Consider the following 18123-nt stretch of genomic DNA (forward strand, 5'->3'; position numbering starts at 1 on the left):
CTCAGAAGCCGTTGGGGGCGCGGGTGTGCCAGTCGGTCACTTGCTGGTAGCGGTGCGCGACGTTGAGCAGGCGGCCTTCTTGGAAGTAGGGCGCCAGCAGTTGTACGCCGACCGGCAGGCCGTCGACGAAGCCAGCTGGCATCGACAGGCCCGGCAGGCCCGCCAGGTTGGCGGTGATGGTGTAGACGTCTTCCAGGTAGGCGGCGACCGGGTCGCTGCTCTTGGCGCCGAGCTTCCAGGCCGGGTTAGGCGTGGTCGGGCCGAGGATCAGGTCGACATCGTTGAAGGCAGCCATGAAGTCGTTCTTGATCAGGCGGCGGATCTGCTGTGCCTTCACGTAGTAGGCGTCGTAGTAGCCGGCCGACAGGGCGTAAGTACCGACCATGATGCGACGTTGTACTTCCACGCCGAAGCCTTCGCCACGCGAACGCTTGTACAGGTCGGTGAGGTCTTTCGGTTCTTCGCAGCGGTAGCCGAAGCGCACACCGTCGAAGCGCGACAGGTTGGAAGAGGCTTCCGCCGGAGCGATCACGTAGTAGGCCGGAATGGCGTGCTGCATGTTCGGCAGGCTGATTTCCTTGACCACGGCACCGAGCTTTTCCAGCTCCTTGACGCTGGCCTGGACCAGCTCAGCGATGCGCGGGTCGAGGCCGGCACCGAAGTACTCCTTTGGCAGGCCGATGCGCAGGCCCTGCAGCGAAGCATTGAGGTTGGCGCTGTAGTCCGGCACGGGTTCTTCGATGCTGGTGGAGTCCTTGGCGTCGAAACCGGCCATGCCTTGCAGCAGCAGGGCGCAGTCCTCGGCAGTACGGGCCAGCGGGCCGCCCTGGTCGAGGCTGGAGGCATAGGCGATCATGCCCCAGCGCGAAACACGACCGTACGTCGGTTTAAGGCCAGTGAGGTTGGTCAGTGCCGCCGGTTGACGGATCGAACCGCCGGTATCGGTGCCGGTGGTGGCCGGCAGCAGGCGTGCAGCCACAGCGGCAGCCGAGCCGCCCGACGAACCACCCGGCACATGTTCGAGGTTCCACGGGTTCTTCACCGCGCCGTAGTGGCTGGATTCGTTGGCCGAACCCATGGCGAATTCGTCCATGTTGGTCTTGCCCAGGGTGACCATGCCGGCTTCGGCCAGTTTGGCGACCACGGTGGCGTCATAGGGCGCCTTGAAGTTGTCGAGCATCTTCGAGCCGCAACTGGTGCGTACGCCGTTGGTGCAGAACAAATCCTTGTGGGCGATCGGCGCGCCCAGCAGCGCGCCGCTCTCGCCGGCGGCGCGACGGGCGTCGGCGGCGCGTGCCTGGTCCAGGGCCAGGTCTTCGGTGATGCTGATGAAGCTGTTGATCTGTGGGTCGAGCTGCTTGATGCGCGCCAGCAGCGCGCCGGTCAGCTCTTCGGAGGAAAACGACTTGTCGGCGAGTCCGCGGGCGATCTCGGCCAGGGTCAATTGATGCATGGCAGGCTCTATCCCTTACTCGATGACTTTGGGAACCAGGTACAGACCGCTTTCGGTCGATGGCGCGATTGCCTGGTAGGCGTCGCGTTGGTTGCTTTCGGTGACCTGATCGGGGCGCAAGCGCTGGCTGGCCTCCAGTGGGTGGGCCAGGGGCTCGATGCCCGTGGTGTCGACCGCTTGCATCTGGTCGACCAGGCCGAGAATGCTGTTCAGGGCGTCAGTAATGCGTGGCAGTTCGCCATCATTCAGGCCCAGACGGGCCAGATGGGCGATCTTTTCCACGTCGCAGCGTTCAAGCGCCATGAGGATCTCCAGGGGAAACAAAGAACGGAATTTGGGTCCGCAGTGAGGAACATGTCAGCTTTCTGACGGTCTAACGGCCGCGAATTTCTGCTGGCGTGCTCGGAAAAACAGCCAATTTAACATATTGGCTCCTTGCCCAAAATCCCTGCCATTGTTAGAGTTTGCCGCACTTTTTTACCCACGCTTTCCCCAGGGTCACTTTCCCATGTTCAAGAAACTGCGTGGCATGTTTTCCAGCGATCTTTCCATCGACCTGGGTACTGCCAACACCCTTATTTACGTGCGTGAGCGCGGTATCGTCCTGAATGAGCCCTCGGTTGTTGCCATCCGTACCCATGGCAACCAGAAAAGCGTCGTCGCCGTCGGTACCGAAGCCAAACGCATGCTGGGCCGTACGCCTGGCAACATTGCAGCCATTCGTCCGATGAAGGACGGCGTCATCGCCGACTTCAGCGTCTGCGAAAAAATGTTGCAATATTTTATCAACAAGGTTCACGAGAACAGCTTCCTGCAGCCAAGCCCGCGCGTGCTGATCTGCGTACCGTGCAAGTCGACCCAGGTAGAGCGCCGCGCCATTCGCGAGTCGGCCCTGGGTGCCGGTGCCCGTGAAGTGTTCCTGATCGAAGAGCCGATGGCCGCTGCCATTGGTGCCGGCCTGCCGGTCGAAGAGGCCCGCGGTTCGATGGTCGTCGACATTGGTGGTGGTACCACTGAAATCGCCCTGATCTCGCTGAACGGTGTGGTCTATGCCGAATCCGTCCGCGTTGGCGGCGACCGCTTCGACGAAGCCATCGTCACCTACGTGCGTCGCAACTATGGCAGCCTGATCGGCGAATCCACCGCCGAGCGCATCAAGCAGGAAATCGGTACTGCCTACCCGGGCGGCGAAGTCCGTGAAGTCGACGTGCGTGGCCGTAACCTGGCCGAGGGCGTACCGCGTGCCTTCACCCTCAACTCCAACGAAGTGCTCGAAGCGTTGCAGGAATCGCTGGCGACCATCGTCCAGGCGGTCAAGAGCGCCCTGGAGCAATCGCCGCCCGAACTGGCCTCGGACATCGCCGAGCGTGGCCTGGTGCTGACCGGTGGCGGTGCGCTGCTGCGTGACCTCGACAAGCTGCTGGCTCAGGAAACCGGCCTGCCAGTGATCGTCGCCGAGGACCCGCTGACCTGTGTCGCCCGTGGCGGCGGTCGCGCCCTGGAGATGATGGACAAGCATGCGATGGACCTGCTCTCCAGCGAGTGATTCCGCTCGCTGTTCACGAGCGCCCGGTTTACAGGTAGTACGCACAGTGCTACCTGTATGTGCTGGGCTGGCGCCCGTTCGGGCGCCGTATCCGTCAATCCGCAACCAGGCTGGTGCGTTGTCCCATGTCCAATGACCTCCTGAGTCGTCCACGAGGAACGGCCCATTAAACCGCTTTTCTCCAAGGGCCCTTCGCTGGGCGTTCGCCTGCTCGTCCTGGTGGTGATGTCGGTCGCGTTGATGGTTGTCGACGCGCGCTTCGATGTGCTCAAGCCCGTGCGCAGCCAGATGGGCCTGGTGCTGATGGAATCCTACTGGATCACCGACCTGCCGCAGCGTGCCTGGCAAGGCGTGGCCGGCCAGTTCGGCAGCCGTACCGAGCTGATAGCCGAAAACGAGAAGCTCAAGACCGAAGCCCTGCTGCTGCAGGGGCGCTTGCAGAAGCTGGCGGCCCTGACCGAGCAGAACGTGCGCTTGCGCGAGTTGCTCAACTCCTCGGCGCTGGTCAACGAGAAGGTCGAGGTCGCCGAGTTGATCGGGGTCGACCCCAATCCGTTCACCCATCGCATCCTGATCAACAAGGGTGAGCGCGACGGTGTGTTCCTCGGCCAACCGGTACTCGATGCCCGCGGCCTGATGGGCCAGGTGGTCGAGTTGATGCCCTATACCTCGCGGGTGCTGCTGCTGACCGACACCACCCACAGCATTCCGGTGCAGGTCAACCGCAATGGCCTGCGGGCCATCGCCAGTGGCACGGGGAACCCGGAGCGTCTGGAGTTGCGCCATGTGGCCGATACCGCCGACATCAAGGAAGGCGACCTGCTGGTCAGTTCCGGCATGGGCCAGCGTTTCCCTGCCGGCTACCCGGTGGCCACGGTGAACGAAGTGATCCACGACTCCGGCCAGCCCTTCGCCATCGTTCGCGCTATCCCAACCGCCGCGCTGAACCGTAGTCGCTACATGCTACTGGTGTTCAGCGACCGTCGTAGCCCCGAGCAGCGCGCGACCGATGCCGCTATCGCCCAGGAAGAGGCTGACCGCAAAGGCGCTACCCCCGCCGGCCAGCCGGCTGCCAGCGGCGAGCAGGCTGCTCCTACCGCTACGGCCCCGGTCGCACAGCCACCGGCTGCCACGCCAGCGGTACAGCCCGCAGCCCCGGCCGCACAGCCCGCTGCCCCGGCTGCCGCACCCGTTACCCCCCGGAGGCAATGATGGCTGCATCACGCCGTAACAACGGCTGGGTTATCTGGCTGACTTTCGCCATCGGCCTGTTGCTCAGCGTTTCGCCCATGCCGCACTTCATGGAAGTGTTCCGGCCCATGTGGCTGGCCTTGCTGGTGTCGTTCTGGACCTTGAACGTGCCGAGCAAGGTTGGCATGACCACGGCATTCGTGCTGGGCCTGGCCGAGGACGTGCTGTACGGCACCCTGCTCGGGCAGAACGCGCTGATCCTTACCCTCATAACCTTCCTGGTGCTGTCCTTGCAGCAGCGCCTGCGCATGTTCCCCATGTGGCAGCAAAGCCTGGTCATTCTGGTGATTTTCGGTATCGCCCAGCTGATCCAGCTATGGCTCAGCGCCCTGACCGGCAACCGCCTGCCTACCCTGGCACTGGTCTGGTCGGCGGTGATCAGTGCCTTGCTCTGGCCGTGGATCAGTTTCGCCCTGCGCGACCTGCGCCGACGCTTGCATATCAACTGACGGCAAAGTGCCGCTGACAGGGAGATGTCTGCATGAACCCGCTACACCTGGCTTCTGGCTCGCCTCGTCGGCGTGAACTACTGACCCAGATCGGCGTACCGTTCAGCGTCGTCAGCGCCCCTATCGATGAAACCCCGCTGAGCGGCGAAAGCGCGCCGGCCTACGTTGAGCGCCTGGCCCGGGCCAAAGCGGCCGCCGGCCTGGCCACTGTCACCGGTCCGGCGGTGGTGCTCGGCGCAGACACTGCGGTGGTGCTCGATGGTCGAATTCTCGGTAAACCGGAAAACCGCGAAGATGCCCTGGCCATGCTGGCTGACCTGTCTGGCCGGGAGCATCAGGTACTGACTGCGGTCGCCCTTGATGATGGCCAGCGTGTGCAGAGCCTGTGTGTGACGAGCAGGGTACGTTTCCGCGAGATCACTGCTGGCGAGGCGCAACGCTACTGGGCCAGCGGCGAACCCGCCGACAAAGCCGGCAGCTATGCCATCCAGGGCCTGGGCGCGGTCTTTGTCACTGGCCTGTCCGGCAGTTACTCGGCGGTGGTCGGCTTGCCGCTCTGTGAAACGGCCGATCTGCTTGGCCAGTTCGGCATCGCCTGCTGGCAATCACCCGCGCATACGCCAGAGGTAACAAACCAGCGGTAGCCAGCACTGCATAGCCCATCCATCATTACAAAAGACCTTTGACGAGAGCCTGCCATGAGTGAAGAGATCCTGATCAACATCACCCCGATGGAGTCACGCGTGGCGGTGGTGGAAAACGGGGTGCTGCAGGAAGTGCACGTCGAGCGCACCCAGCGCCGTGGCATCGTCGGCAACATCTACAAGGGCAAGGTGGTGCGTGTGCTGCCGGGCATGCAGGCGGCCTTCGTCGACATCGGCCTGGAGCGCGCGGCGTTCATCCACGCCTCGGAGATCTCGCAGCGCGAAGGTTCGGCGGTAGAGAACATCACTGCATTGGTGCACGAGGGCCAGGCCCTGGTCGTGCAGGTGACCAAGGACCCGATCGGCACCAAGGGGGCTCGCCTGACCACCCAGCTGTCGATCCCGTCGCGTTACCTGGTGTACATGCCGCGTAGCAGCCATGTCGGTATTTCGTTGAAGATAGAGGACGAAGCCGAGCGCGAGCGCCTCAAACAGGTGGTCAGCGCCTGCATGGACAGCGAGAACATCAAGGATGCCGGCGGCTTCATCTTGCGCACTGCCGCCGAGGGCGCGCGTGCCGAAGAAATTCTGCAGGACATCCGCTACCTGCGTCGCCTCTGGGAGCAGATTGGCACCCAGATCCAGACCTGCGGTGCGCCCACGGTCATCTACGAGGACCTGGGCCTGGCCCTGCGTACTCTCCGCGACCTGGTCAACCCGAAGATCGAGAAGATCCGTATCGACTCGCGCGAGACTTTCCAGAAGACCACGCAGTTCGTCGGTGAACTGATGCCGGAAATCGCCGACCGCCTTGAGCACTACCCTGGCGAACGGCCGATTTTCGATCTGTATGGCGTCGAAGACGAGATCCAGCGCGCCCTGGAGCGCAAGGTGCCGCTGAAGTCCGGTGGCTACCTGGTGGTCGACCCGGCCGAAGCGATGACCACCATCGACGTCAACACCGGGGCTTTCGTTGGCCACCGCAACCTTGAAGAGACCATCTTCAAGACCAACCTCGAGGCTGCCACCGCCATCGCCCGGCAACTGCGCCTGCGCAACATCGGCGGCATCATCATCATCGACTTCATCGATATGGAAGATGAGGACCACCAGCGCCAGGTGCTGCGCACCCTGGAGAAGCAACTCGAGCGTGATCACGCCAAGACCAACATCATCGGCATAACCGAACTGGGCCTCGTGCAGATGACCCGCAAGCGCACGCGCGAAAGTCTCGAGCAGGTGCTGTGCGAACCCTGCCTGGCCTGTCAGGGCCGTGGCAAGCTGAAAACGCCCGAGACCATCTGTTACGAAATCTTCCGCGAGATCCTGCGTGAGGCCCGTGCCTATCAGGCCGAAGGCTACCGTGTGCTGGCCAACCAAAAGGTGGTCGACCGTCTGCTGGACGAAGAATCAGGCAACGTGGCGGAGCTGGAGGCCTTTATCGGTCGAACCATTCGCTTCCAGGTCGAGTCGATGTATTCGCAGGAACAGTACGACGTGGTGCTGCTCTGAGGCCTTCTGAACTACGCCGCGGCATTGTCACGCTGGCAAAACCTGCGCGACGGGCCATCATGGATAAACGACTTGGAGGGCCACGGCCATGGGACGTCTGACCCGCGTTCTTGTCGCCTTGACCCGCTGGGGGCTGGGCATTTGCGCCCTGTTGGCGGTATTGGTGGCGCTGTACGTCAGCCTCGGCCGTGAACTGGTGCCCCTGGTAGCCGAGTATCGCGCCGATGTAGAGAGCAAGGCCGAGCAGGCGCTTGGCCTGCCCGTGCATGTAGGTGCGCTTGAAGGGCACTGGAGCGGCCTGGCGCCGGTGCTTCGGGTACGCGACCTGCAATTGGGCGAGGGCGCCAAAGCGTTGCGGCTGGATGAGGTCATGGTAGTGCCCGACATATGGGCCAGCCTCACCGCCCGTGAGGTGCGCCTGGCGCGCATCCAGCTGGGTGGCTTGCAGCTCATCCTGCGTGAGAACGACCAGGGCGCCTGGAGCCTTGAAGGGTTACCGAAGAAAGACGACACACCGCTGGACCCTGCCGACCTGCTGCAGCGCCTGCGCCAACTGGGCCGCGTCGATGTGTTCGACAGCCAGGTCACCGTGCACCCATGGCAGCGCTACCCGCTGACCCTGACATACGTCAGTGCGGGCCTGCAGGCCGGTGCTTCGCGCCAGGCACTGGACCTGCGGGCGACCTTGCCCGATGGCCAGCCATTGGCGCTGAGCCTGCATAGCCGGGTGTCGGCCAAGGCTTGGCGCGATGGTGAGGTTGAGGCCTATCTCAGCTTGCCGCAAAGCGACTGGTCGCGCTGGTTGCCGCCAAGCCTGCTGGGGCAATGGCAGGCTGATACCCTGCGCGCGGGGGGGGAGTTCTGGGTCGACTGGGGCAAGAGGCAGTTGCAACAGGCCGTGGTGCGGCTCAACGCTCCGGAACTGAAGGGCGCCTACAGCGGGCGCAAGGCCGCCACCCTGAATAACCTGGCCCTGAGGGCCTGGTTCCAGCGCCGGGAGCAAGGCTTCGACGTGGCCGTCGACTCGCTGGCCATGGACATCGGCAAGACGCGCTGGGAATCGCACCTGCAGTTGCAGCAACGCCCTGGCGAGAACGACGCTGATGAACGCTGGCAGGTTCAGGCCGACCGGCTTGACCTGACGCCATTGACCCCGCTGATCAATGCCCTGGCGCCGCTGCCGGACAAGGTTATGGCCGTGGTTGATGGCCTGAACGTGACTGGCGCGCTGCGCAATGTACGGCTAGAGGCCCGGCCCAAGGCTGAAGGGGACCAGCGCCTGCAATTCGCAGCCAACCTGGACAAGGTCGGCTTCGATGCCTATCACAATGCCCCGGCCGCGGGTAACGTCAGCGGCAGTATCAGTGGTGACCTTGGGCACGGTGAACTGCGTCTGGACACTGATGCGTTCATGCTGCATTTGTACCCGATCTTTGCCAAGCCCTGGCATTACCAGAAGGCCAATGCGCGCCTGGTCTGGGCACTCGACAAAGACGGCTTCACCTTGATTGCGCCGTACCTCAAGGTGCTGGGCGAGGAGGGGAAGATCGCCGGGGACTTCCTGATTCGCCTGCTGTTCGAGGAAGGCCGCGAAGACTACATGGACTTGCGGGTTGGCCTGACCGAAGGCGATGGCCGCTATACCGCCAAGTACCTGCCCGAGGTACTCAGCCCGGCCCTCGACGAGTGGCTGCGCAGTGCCATCGTCAAGGGCGCCGTGGACGAAGGTTATTTCCAGTACCAGGGCTCGCTGAACCACGGCGCGGCGCCTGAAGCGCGCAGCATCAGCCTGTTCTTCAAGGTGCATGACGCTGCGCTGGACTTCCAGCCTGGCTGGCCTCAGGTACAGCACGTGGATGGCGATGTGTTCATCGAAGACAGCGGCGTACGCATCAAGGCCCAACGCGGTGTGCTGCTCGACACCAAGGTCAGTGATGTGACGGTGGATATCCCGCATGTCGAGGAGGGCCAGCACAGCCATCTGTTCCTCGATGGCGACTTTGACGGCAGCCTGGGTGATGGCTTGAAAATTCTCAAGGAAGCGCCGATTGGCACGGGTGAGATCTTCGCCGGCTGGGAAGGCGAGGGTCCGCTCAAGGGCAAACTCAAGCTCGATATCCCGTTGGCGCATGGGCAGCGGCCGAAAGTGCAGGTCGACTTCGCCACCAGTGATGCACGCCTGAAAGTTGTCCCACCGAGCCTGGAGTTGAGCCGCCTCAAGGGTGATTTCAGCTTCGACTTCGACAAGGGCCTGAGCGGCAAGGGCATCAGCCTGCAGGCGTTTGGCAAACCGGTAACCGCACAAATCACCGCCGAAGGCCAGGCCGGGCAGATGCAGACCCGCATCGATGCCAGTGGCCAGGTTTCGCTCAAGGCGCTGACCGACTGGTTGCACTTCAACCAGGCTTTGCCGGCATCCGGCGACTTGCCGTACCAGTTGCAGCTCAGCCTCGGCAGCCGGGACAACCGACTGAGCGTCACCTCCAGTCTCAAGGGCCTGGCCATTGACCTGCCAGCGCCGTTCGGCAAGGCGGCGGCCGATACCCGTGACAGCCGTTTCAGCATGAACCTGCAAGGCCCGGAGCGGCGTTTTGACGCTGCCTACGCCGACCTTGCCCGTTTAGCCTATGCCGCGCCGGGGGACAAGCTGGCCCAGGGTCGGGGCGAGTTGCTGTTGGGTACAGGTGACGCCCAAGTGCCGGCCGGCCAAGGCCTGCGGGTGCGTGGGCGTCTGGATACGCTGGATCTGGCACCTTGGCAGGAGCAGGCGGCGCGTTTGGCCGGCGACGACCCGGGCGGCAGTGCGCGGCAGAACCTGCAAAGCGTTGACCTGAGCATTGGCCAGTTGAAAGCCTTCGGCATGGACCTGAACCAGGCGGTGGTTCGCCTGGCCCGGGGCGGCCCGGCCTGGGACCTGCGCCTGGACAGCAAGGAAGTCATCGGCAACGCCCGTGTGCCGGATGCCAAGGGCGCGCCCATGGTCGTGCGCATGCAGACCTTGCGCCTGCCCGCGCCCAGCCCAGCTGAAAAGCAAGCTGAAGAACAAGCCCAGGATGGCCCCGACCCGCTGGCGTCGTTCGACCCGCGCAAGGTCCCGGCGCTGGACCTGAGCATCGACAAGCTGTACCGAGGTGACGACCTGTTCGGCAGTGCCGCAGTCAAGCTGCGGCCAACCGCGCGTGGTGTGACCGCCAGTGATATCGACCTTGACTTCAAAGGCTTGCGCATCGACGGCGGCGGTGGCTGGGAGGGCGAAACCGGCAAGACCAGCAGTTGGTACAAGGGCCGCCTGGATGGCAAGAACCTGGCCGATGTCCTCAAGGCTTGGGGTTTTGCCCCGACGGTGACCAGCCGAGATTTTCGCCTGGACGTTGACGGCCGCTGGCCGGGCTCACCAGCTGCGGTGGGCCTGAAACGCTTCTCGGGCAGCATGGACGCGGCGTTGCGCACGGGCCAGTTCGTCGAGGTCGAAGGCAGCGCCCAGGCGTTGCGGGTGTTCGGCCTGCTCAACTTCAATTCGATCGGTCGCCGTCTGCGCCTGGACTTCTCCGACCTGTTCGACAAGGGCCTGGCTTATGACAGGGTTAAAGGGCTGCTGGTGGCCAGTGATGGGGTCTACGTGACCCGCGAACCGATCACCATGACCGGCCCGTCGAGCAGCTTCGAGCTGGAGGGCACGCTGGACATGGTCCGTGACCAGGTTAATGCCAATCTGCAGGTCAGCCTGCCGGTGACCAACAACCTGCCGCTGGCCGCGCTGATCGTCGGCGCGCCGGCAGTGGGCGGGGCGTTGTTCCTCGTCGATCGGCTGATCGGTGACCGGGTGTCGCGCTTTGCCAGCGTGCACTACCGTGTCGAAGGGCCGTGGAAAGAGCCTAGAATCACCTTTGTGAAACCTTTCGAAAAATAGTGCCAGGAGTGCCCATGAAGGCAGCGGTAATCCAGATGGTCAGCCAGGACGATGTGCTGGCCAACCTGCAGCGTGCCGCCGCCCTGTTGCAGCAGGCTGCATTGGGCGGCGCGCGGTTGGCGGTGCTGCCGGAAAACTTTGCCGCCATGGGCCGCAAGGACGCCGCTGCCATAGGTCGTGCCGAAGCCTTGGGTGAAGGGCCGATCCTGCCATGGTTGAAACGTACCGCTCGCGACCTCAAGTTATGGATAGTCGCCGGTACCTTGCCCCTGCCGCCGGTCGGCCAGCCCGAGGCCAAGGCTCATGCCTGCTCGCTACTGATCGATGAACACGGCGAGGTAGCAGCGCGCTATGACAAGCTGCACTTGTTCGACGTGGACGTGGCCGACAACCGCGGGCGTTACCGTGAATCGGATGACTATGCCCACGGCGCCCAGGTGGTGGTGGCTGATACGCCGGTTGGGCGGCTGGGGCTGAGCGTGTGCTACGACCTGCGCTTTCCCGAGTTGTACAGCGCGTTGCGCGCTGCCGGTGCAGAACTGATTACTGCTCCGGCGGCTTTCACGGCAGTGACTGGCGCCGCGCACTGGGAGGTGCTGGTGCGGGCCCGGGCCATCGAAACCCAATGCTACCTGCTGGCTGCGGCGCAGGGCGGCACCCACCCAGGCCCCCGGGAAACCCACGGCCATGCGGCGATTATCGACCCTTGGGGCCGCATCATCGCAGAACAGGCGCAAGGCGAAGCGGTACTGCTAGCCGAGCGCAACATTGAAGAACAAGCGTCCATCCGGGCGCGCATGCCGGTGGTATCGCACCGGCGCTTTTTTTCGCAGGGCGCGTTGCGACCTGCGCACACCTCGGAGTGACTATGAGCCAGATGTTATCCACCGTCAGTGAGCAGCTCCTGGCCCCAGGCGGCTTGAGCCTGGACAGCCTGCAGAGCGTGCTGGGTGAGTTGGCCGGCCGCGGCATCGACGCCGCCGACTTGTATTTCCAAGGCCAGATCTCGGAAACCTGGGCGCTGGAAGACGGCATCGTCAAAGAGGGCAGTTTCAACCTGGACCAGGGCGTCGGCGTGCGTGCCCAGTCCGGTGAAAAGACCGGTTTCGCCTATAGCAATGCCATCAACCTCGAAGCGCTGACCTCGGCAGCCCGCGCTGCCCGTTCGATTTCCCGTGCCGGGCAAAACGGCACGGTGCAGGCCTTCCGCAGCCAGGACGTGACCGCCCTGTACGCAGCGGATAACCCGCTGGACGTGCTCAGCCGTGCCGAGAAGGTCGAGCTGCTCAAGCGTGTCGATGCTGCCACCCGTGCGCTCGACCCGCGTATCCAGCAGGTCAGCGTGAGCATGGCCGGGGTGTGGGAACGCATCCTGATTGCGGCGGCTGATGGCAGCCTGGCCGCCGACGTGCGCCCGCTGGTGCGCTTCAATGTCAGCGTCATCGTCGAGCAGAATGGCCGTCGCGAGCGTGGTGGGCAGGGCGGTGGCGGCCGTACCGACTACCGTTTCTTCACCGAAGAGCGGGTCATGGGTTATGCCCGCGAGGCGTTGCGCCAGGCACTGGTCAACCTGGAAGCGATCCCCGCACCGGCCGGTACCTTGCCGGTGGTGCTGGGCTCGGGCTGGTCGGGCGTACTGCTACACGAAGCGGTCGGCCACGGCCTGGAAGGTGACTTCAACCGCAAGGGCAGTTCAGCGTTCAGCGGCCGGATTGGCGAGAAGGTTGCCTCGAGCCTGTGCACCATCGTCGACGATGGCACCCTTGAAGGCCGCCGCGGCTCGTTGAGCGTGGACGACGAAGGTACCCCGACCGAGTGCACCACGCTGATCGAGAACGGCGTGCTCAAGGGCTACATGCAGGACAAGCTCAATGCGCGCCTGATGGGCATGGCGGTGACCGGCAACGGCCGCCGTGAGTCCTACGCGCACCTGCCGATGCCACGCATGACCAACACTTACATGCGTGCCGGCGAAAGCGACCCCCAGGAAATCATCGCGTCGGTGAAGAAGGGTATCTACTGCGCCAACCTCGGTGGTGGCCAGGTGGACATCACCAGCGGCAAGTTCGTGTTCTCGACCAGTGAGGCCTACCTGATCGAAGACGGCAAGATTACCGCACCGGTGAAGGGCGCGACCCTGATCGGCAACGGGCCGGAGGCGATGAGCCGGGTGTCGATGGTCGGTAATGACCTGGCGCTGGACAGCGGGGTGGGGACGTGTGGCAAGGACGGGCAGTCTGTGCCGGTCGGGGTAGGGCAGCCGACCTTGAAGCTGGATGCGATTACCGTGGGCGGTACCGGGGCTTGAGGGCTTCGGGAACCGTTGTGGGGGCGGGCATGACCGCCTCCACAGGGTCCCGGTCCGTCAGCGTAGCCCGCGCTGCAACTCGTCGAGGTCGCGAATGTACTTGAAGACCTTGCGCGCGGCGGCCGGTGGTTTGTTCCGGGCCTTTTCGTGCTGGGCATGGCGCACCAGCGAACGCAGCTGCTGGCGATCGGTGTCGGGGTACTCGTTGACGAAGCGCTCGAGGTCTTCGTCGTTACCGTCGATCAACCGGTCACGCCAGCGCTCCAGGCCATGGAAGCGCTCGTTGTACTGGCGGGTCGAGCTGTCCATCTGCTCGAGCAAGGCATGGATGGCATCCAGGTCCTGCACACGCATCAGCTTGCCGACAAACGACATGTGGCGTTTGCGGGCACCATGAGCGGTGTGCTTGCTGGCCTCGGCCAATGCCTTGCGCAGCTCGTCGGTCAACGGCAGGCGCGCCAGGGTATCGGCCTTGAGCGTAGTGAGGCGCTCGCCGAGTTCGACCAGGGCATGCAGCTCGCGCTTGATCTGGGTTTTGCTTTTTTCGCCGTCGAAGGCGTCGTCGTTTGAATCAACCATGGTGGCAGTCCGCTAAGAATCGCCGCCATGATAACCAGTCGGGGGCCGCTTGTCCGGCCCGGTCGTAGAATGACCCTCGCCGAACGCAGAATTTGAGTGGAGAGAACCATGAGTGCAGTCCAGAGCGTAGGTCCGAAAGACCTGCCAGCATTGCAGGAGCAGGTCGAGGCGATCATCACCGAGGCGCGCCGCCAGGGGGCCAGTGCCTGCGAAGTGGCTGTGTCGCTGGAGCAGGGCCTGTCCACCACCGTACGCCAGCGCGAGGTCGAAACGGTCGAGTTCAACCGCGACCAGGGCTTTGGCATCACCCTCTACGTTGGCCAGCGCAAAGGCTCGGCCAGCACCTCGGCCAGTGGCCCGGACGCGATCCGCGAGACCGTCGCGGCTGCCTTGGCCATTGCCAAACACACTTCCGAGGACGAATGTTCGGGCTTGGCCGACGCGGCACTGATGGCCCGTGAAGTCCCGGACCTGGACCTTTATCACGACTGGGACATCGAGCCGGAGAGGGCGATCGAGATGGCCCTGGCGTGTGAGGCGGCCGCTTTCGACGCCGACCCGCGCATCCTCAACGCCGATGGCACCACCCTCAATACCCACCAGGGCTGCCGTGTGTATGGCAACAGCCACGGCTTCATCGGCGGTTATGCCTCGACTCGGCACAGCCTGAGCTGCGTGATGATTGCCGAAGGCGACGGGCAGATGCAGCGTGACTACTGGTATGACGTGAACCGCCAGGGCAGCCTGCTGGCCGACCCGCGTAGCATCGGCGTGCGCGCTGCCCAGCGGGCCGCCAGCCGCCTGGGCGCACGGCCGGTGCCCACTTGCGAGGTGCCGGTGTTGTTCTCGGCTGAACTGGCCGGCGGCCTGTTCGGCAGCTTCCTGTCGGCGATTTCCGGTGGGAACCTCTACCGTAAGTCGTCGTTCCTCGAGGGCACCATCGGTCAGCGCTTGTTCCCGTCCTGGCTGACACTCGACGAGCGCCCGCACATCCCGCGTGCCCTCGGCAGTGCTGCATTTGACGGTGATGGCCTGGCCACCTATGCCAAGCCGTTCGTCGACAAGGGTGAGCTGGTGTCGTACCTGCTGGGGACTTACTCCGGGCGCAAGCTTGGCTTGCCGAGCACGGCCAACTCGGGGGGTGTGCACAACCTGTTCGTCAGCCATGGTGTCGAAGACCAGGCTGCATTGATTCGCCGTATGGGGCGCGGGTTGTTGGTAACCGAGTTGATGGGGCATGGCTTGAACATGGTGACTGGGGACTATTCCCGCGGTGCGGCGGGGTTCTGGGTAGAAAACGGCGAGATCCAGCATGCCGTGCAAGAAGTGACTATCGCCGGAAATATGAAGGACATGTTCCAACAGATTGTCGCGATTGGCAGCGATCTTGAAACCCGTAGCAATATTCACACGGGCTCGGTTCTGATCGAGCGTATGACTGTTGCGGGTAGCTGATATTTAGCCTGTCCCGGCCCTTTCGCGGGCGCAAATCTGAAGACCCGGCCCTTGCGCCGGGTTTTTTGTCTCATCACCTTTCGCTTGAAGTGATTCTGTTTATCAATTAATAATGAATATCATTATCCAGTAACTCGGCGATGATGTTCATGAAACCCGTCCTCCGCGAACTGCCCTACCTGGAAAACTGGCGCTGGCTCAGCCGGCGTATCCGCTGCGCACTTGAACCTGACGAGCCGCGCCTGATCGAGCATTACCTGGCCGAAGGCCGCTACCTGGTGTGCTGTACCGAGACCTCGCCATGGACGGTGGCACTGACCTCCTTCCGCCTGCTGCTGGATACCGCCTGCGACCGCATGCTGCCCTGGCATTGGCGCTGCCTGTGCCTCGACCAGGCCTGGCGCCCGCTGCTGGACCTGCGCAATCTCGACCGCCAGGAACGCAACCAACGCTGGCAAACCTACGCTCTGCAGCTGGCTGATTGCCGCCTGCTGCCGTCGATTTCTCCCGATGAACTGATGCAAGGATTTGATGATGAGTGATACCCGTATCGAGCGTGACAGCATGGGCGAGCTGCAGGTGCCTGCCCAGGCCCTGTACGGTGCCCAGACCCAGCGCGCGGTCGACAACTTCCCAATCAGCGGTCAGCGCATGCCGGCCCAGTTCATTCGTGCGCTGCTGCTGGCCAAGGCTGCTGCCGCCAAGGCTAACGTCGAGCTGGAGCAATTGACTGCCGCGCAGGGCCAGGCCATCGGCAAGGCCGTCGAGCAACTGCTGGCCGACGACTTCATCCAGCACTTCCCTGTGGATGTGTTCCAGACCGGTTCCGGCACCAGTTCGAACATGAACGCCAACGAGGTGATCGCTACCTTGGCCAGCCGCGTTCTGGGTGAAGCAATCAATGCCAACGACCACGTCAACTGTGGCCAGAGCAGCAACGACATCATCCCCACGACTATCCACGTCAGTGCCGCATTGGCGCTGCACGAGCAGCTGTTGCCGGCGCTGAGCCACCTGGTCCAGGTGATCGAGGCCAAGTCGGTGCAAGTGCATCAGTATGTCAAAACCGGCCGGACCCACTTGATGGATGCCATGCCGGTGCGCATGAGCCAGGTGCTGGATGGCTGGGCGGCGCAGGTAAACGGCGCCAAGGCACACATCGAAGCCACCCTGCCGAGCCTGCAGGCGTTGGCCCAGGGCGGCACCGCCGTGGGTACCGGCATCAACGCTCACCCACAGTTCGCTGCCAGCTTCGCCCGCCAGCTCAGCGGCCTGACCCAGGTCGAGTTCACCCCGGGGCAGAATCTGTTTGCCTTGATCGGCTCGCAGGATACCGCCGTGGCCCTCTCCGGCCAGCTCAAGACCACCGCAGTGGCACTGATGAAAATCGCCAACGACCTGCGCTGGATGAATTCCGGCCCGTTGGCCGGACTCGGGGAGATCGAGTTGCAAGGCTTGCAACCGGGCTCTTCGATCATGCCGGGCAAGGTCAACCCGGTGATCCCGGAGGCCACAGCCATGGTCGCCGCGCAGGTGATCGGCAATGACGCCACCATCGCCGTGGCTGGCCAGTCCGGCAACTTCGAGCTGAACGTGATGCTGCCGGTGATTGCCCGCAACCTCCTGGAAAGCATCGAGCTGATGGCCAACGTCAGCCGCCTGCTGGCCGACAAGGCCATCGCCAGCTTCAAGGTCAACGAGGGCAAGCTCAAGGAAGCTTTGGCGCGCAACCCGATCCTGGTCACTGCGCTGAACCCCATCATCGGCTACCTCAAGGCCGCCGAAATCGCCAAGACCGCCTACAAGCAGGGCCGCCCGATCATCGATGTGGCGCTGGAGCACACCGACCTGTCGCGTGACCAGCTTGAAGCGCTGCTGGATCCGGAAAAACTCACCGCTGGCGGCATCTGACCCTGCGTTGCCGCCCAGGAGACCACCATGCAGCACTGGAAACGCACCACGGAAACCGCCAACCGCCTATTCGAGCAAGGCGAGCTGGTCGATGCCCGGGAACACTACCTGCAAGCCTTGGCGCTGGCCCAGGTGCTGTTCGAGCGCTGGCATGACGTCGACGAAGCGGTGGCCGCGTTCGTCATCGCCCACCACAACCTGGCCGACCTGCACCTGCGCCTGAACCAACCGCAGGAAAGCGCCGACTACCTGTGCGCCGCTCACCAGCGGCTGCTGCGGGCCAGCCAGGAGGCGCGCTTGCCGCAGCCGCTGCGTGATGCCGCCTTGCGCCACAGTGGGCGCACCTACACCGAACTGCTGAGTTTCATCGCCGAGTACGGCCAGTACCCGCGTACGGAACGCCTGCTCAACCGCCAGGGTGCCGGTGCCAGCGAACTTGCTGGCCAGCCGCACATGGCGCCCAGAACCCATGCCTACGGAATTCACTGACATGCCTCATACCCTGCCTGCAATGCCTTACGCCTACGATGCGCTGGAACCGCACATCGACGCCCAGACCATGGAAATCCACCACACCAAACACCACCAGACCTACGTCAACGGCCTCAATGCCGCCCTCGAAGGTACCGAATGGGCTGAATGGCCGGTGGAAAAACTGGTCGGTGCGGTCAAGCAACTGCCGGAACACCTTCGCGGTGCTGTGACCAACCACGGTGGCGGGCACGCCAACCACAGCCTCTTCTGGACCGTGATGTCGCCGCGGGGCGGTGGTGAGCCTGTCGGCCAGTTGGCTCAAGCGGTGGCTGCACAACTGGGCGGTTTCGAGGCCTTCAAAGAGGCATTCACCAAGGCTGCACTGACCCGCTTTGGCAGCGGCTGGGCCTGGCTCAGTGTCACACCGCAGAAAACCCTGGTGGTGGAGAGCAGCGGCAACCAGGACAGCCCGCTCATGCACGGGAATACGCCGATCCTTGGTCTGGACGTGTGGGAGCATGCCTACTACCTGAAGTATCAGAACCGTCGTCCGGAATACATCGGTGCGTTCTACAACGTCATTGATTGGGCAGAAGTGGCACGCCGTTACCTCGAAGCCCTGAAGTGAGTC

Annotated in this window: 16 protein-coding genes; 13 read left to right on the plus strand and 3 right to left on the minus strand. The window is 63.6% G+C overall.

Annotation, left to right across the window (positions count from 1 at the left end; translation table 11 throughout):
• Nucleotide 1: 1 nt before the first annotated feature.
• Together gatA and gatC are read right to left on the minus strand one after the other, a co-directional pair.
• Nucleotides 2–1453, minus strand: a complete 1452-nt coding sequence (gene gatA, locus E8E68_RS00425) for an Asp-tRNA(Asn)/Glu-tRNA(Gln) amidotransferase subunit GatA (protein WP_280339108.1) — start codon at nt 1451–1453, stop codon at nt 2–4.
• A 15-nt stretch (nt 1454–1468) separates the two neighbouring features.
• Nucleotides 1469–1756 (minus strand): Asp-tRNA(Asn)/Glu-tRNA(Gln) amidotransferase subunit GatC, encoded by a 288-nt coding sequence (gene gatC, locus E8E68_RS00430; protein ID WP_003255165.1) that lies wholly within the window; start codon nt 1754–1756, stop codon nt 1469–1471.
• A 205-nt stretch (nt 1757–1961) separates the two neighbouring features.
• On the opposite strand from gatC, the gene mreB reads away from it, so the two are divergent.
• From mreB to tldD, 8 genes are all read left to right on the plus strand, one after another.
• Nucleotides 1962–2999: a rod shape-determining protein MreB gene (mreB, locus tag E8E68_RS00435; protein ID WP_003255163.1), complete on the plus strand. Its 1038-nt coding sequence runs from the start codon at nt 1962–1964 to the stop codon at nt 2997–2999.
• 165 nt (nt 3000–3164) lie between these two features.
• The gene (gene mreC, locus E8E68_RS00440) at nt 3165–4211 is read left to right on the plus strand and encodes a rod shape-determining protein MreC (protein ID WP_110744888.1); all 1047 of its coding nucleotides are present in this window, start codon (nt 3165–3167) and stop codon (nt 4209–4211) included.
• The gene (mreD, locus tag E8E68_RS00445) at nt 4211–4699 is read left to right on the plus strand and encodes a rod shape-determining protein MreD (protein ID WP_110744887.1); all 489 of its coding nucleotides are present in this window, start codon (nt 4211–4213) and stop codon (nt 4697–4699) included. The genes mreC and mreD overlap by 1 nt, the downstream gene beginning before the upstream one ends.
• 32 nt (nt 4700–4731) lie before the next feature.
• Complete coding sequence (locus tag E8E68_RS00450) at nt 4732–5343, plus strand: Maf family protein (protein WP_280339111.1); 612 nt, start codon at nt 4732–4734, stop codon at nt 5341–5343.
• Between the two features lie 54 nt (nt 5344–5397).
• Nucleotides 5398–6855: a ribonuclease G gene (rng, locus tag E8E68_RS00455; protein ID WP_266028481.1), complete on the plus strand. Its 1458-nt coding sequence runs from the start codon at nt 5398–5400 to the stop codon at nt 6853–6855.
• Between the two features lie 88 nt (nt 6856–6943).
• Nucleotides 6944–10765: a YhdP family protein gene (locus E8E68_RS00460; RefSeq protein ID WP_280339113.1), complete on the plus strand. Its 3822-nt coding sequence runs from the start codon at nt 6944–6946 to the stop codon at nt 10763–10765.
• A 14-nt stretch (nt 10766–10779) separates the two neighbouring features.
• Nucleotides 10780–11631, plus strand: coding sequence for a carbon-nitrogen hydrolase family protein (locus tag E8E68_RS00465; protein WP_266028479.1), 852 nt, complete (start codon nt 10780–10782; stop codon nt 11629–11631).
• Nucleotides 11632–11633: 2 nt separating this feature from the next.
• The gene (tldD, locus tag E8E68_RS00470; protein ID WP_266028477.1) at nt 11634–13073 is read left to right on the plus strand and encodes a metalloprotease TldD; all 1440 of its coding nucleotides are present in this window, start codon (nt 11634–11636) and stop codon (nt 13071–13073) included.
• A gap of 57 nt (nt 13074–13130) precedes the next feature.
• Here tldD and yjgA read toward each other — a convergent pair whose 3' ends face one another.
• The gene (yjgA, locus tag E8E68_RS00475) at nt 13131–13652 is read right to left on the minus strand and encodes a ribosome biogenesis factor YjgA (RefSeq protein WP_009683052.1); all 522 of its coding nucleotides are present in this window, start codon (nt 13650–13652) and stop codon (nt 13131–13133) included.
• A gap of 108 nt (nt 13653–13760) precedes the next feature.
• On the opposite strand from yjgA, the gene pmbA reads away from it, so the two are divergent.
• From pmbA to E8E68_RS00500, 5 genes are all read left to right on the plus strand, one after another.
• Nucleotides 13761–15107 carry a metalloprotease PmbA gene (gene pmbA, locus E8E68_RS00480; RefSeq protein WP_266028474.1) on the plus strand — a complete coding sequence of 449 codons (1347 nt, stop codon included), beginning with the start codon at nt 13761–13763 and terminating at the stop codon, nt 15105–15107.
• 140 nt (nt 15108–15247) lie between these two features.
• Nucleotides 15248–15649, plus strand: a complete 402-nt coding sequence (locus tag E8E68_RS00485; RefSeq protein ID WP_266028473.1) for a FagA protein — start codon at nt 15248–15250, stop codon at nt 15647–15649.
• Entirely contained in the window at nt 15642–17018 is a 1377-nt protein-coding gene (locus E8E68_RS00490) for a class II fumarate hydratase (protein ID WP_266028472.1), read from the plus strand. The genes E8E68_RS00485 and E8E68_RS00490 overlap by 8 nt, the downstream gene beginning before the upstream one ends.
• 27 nt (nt 17019–17045) lie before the next feature.
• Entirely contained in the window at nt 17046–17507 is a 462-nt protein-coding gene (locus E8E68_RS00495; protein WP_110744878.1) for a hypothetical protein, read from the plus strand.
• 1 nt (nt 17508) lies between these two features.
• Entirely contained in the window at nt 17509–18120 is a 612-nt protein-coding gene (locus tag E8E68_RS00500; protein ID WP_110744877.1) for a superoxide dismutase, read from the plus strand.
• Nucleotides 18121–18123 lie beyond the last annotated feature (3 nt).

The sequence above is a fragment of the Pseudomonas sp. BN607 genome (assembly GCF_029871175.1).
Lineage (GTDB): Bacteria > Pseudomonadota > Gammaproteobacteria > Pseudomonadales > Pseudomonadaceae > Aquipseudomonas.

Bases quoted from the DNA above. Each gene is read 5' to 3' on its own strand.
- gatA (WP_280339108.1), bottom strand. From the start codon at position 1,453: ATGCATCAATTGACCCTGGCCGAGATCGCCCGCGGACTCGCCGACAAG.
- gatC (WP_003255165.1), bottom strand. From the start codon at position 1,756: ATGGCGCTTGAACGCTGCGACGTGGAAAAGATCGCCCATCTGGCCCGT.
- mreB (WP_003255163.1), top strand. From the start codon at position 1,962: ATGTTCAAGAAACTGCGTGGCATGTTTTCCAGCGATCTTTCCATCGAC.
- mreD (WP_110744887.1), top strand. From the start codon at position 4,211: ATGGCTGCATCACGCCGTAACAACGGCTGGGTTATCTGGCTGACTTTC.
- E8E68_RS00450 (WP_280339111.1), top strand. From the start codon at position 4,732: ATGAACCCGCTACACCTGGCTTCTGGCTCGCCTCGTCGGCGTGAACTA.
- rng (WP_266028481.1), top strand. From the start codon at position 5,398: ATGAGTGAAGAGATCCTGATCAACATCACCCCGATGGAGTCACGCGTG.
- E8E68_RS00460 (WP_280339113.1), top strand. From the start codon at position 6,944: ATGGGACGTCTGACCCGCGTTCTTGTCGCCTTGACCCGCTGGGGGCTG.
- E8E68_RS00465 (WP_266028479.1), top strand. From the start codon at position 10,780: ATGAAGGCAGCGGTAATCCAGATGGTCAGCCAGGACGATGTGCTGGCC.
- tldD (WP_266028477.1), top strand. From the start codon at position 11,634: ATGAGCCAGATGTTATCCACCGTCAGTGAGCAGCTCCTGGCCCCAGGC.
- yjgA (WP_009683052.1), bottom strand. From the start codon at position 13,652: ATGGTTGATTCAAACGACGACGCCTTCGACGGCGAAAAAAGCAAAACC.
- pmbA (WP_266028474.1), top strand. From the start codon at position 13,761: ATGAGTGCAGTCCAGAGCGTAGGTCCGAAAGACCTGCCAGCATTGCAG.
- E8E68_RS00485 (WP_266028473.1), top strand. From the start codon at position 15,248: ATGATGTTCATGAAACCCGTCCTCCGCGAACTGCCCTACCTGGAAAAC.
- E8E68_RS00490 (WP_266028472.1), top strand. From the start codon at position 15,642: ATGAGTGATACCCGTATCGAGCGTGACAGCATGGGCGAGCTGCAGGTG.
- E8E68_RS00495 (WP_110744878.1), top strand. From the start codon at position 17,046: ATGCAGCACTGGAAACGCACCACGGAAACCGCCAACCGCCTATTCGAG.
- E8E68_RS00500 (WP_110744877.1), top strand. From the start codon at position 17,509: ATGCCTCATACCCTGCCTGCAATGCCTTACGCCTACGATGCGCTGGAA.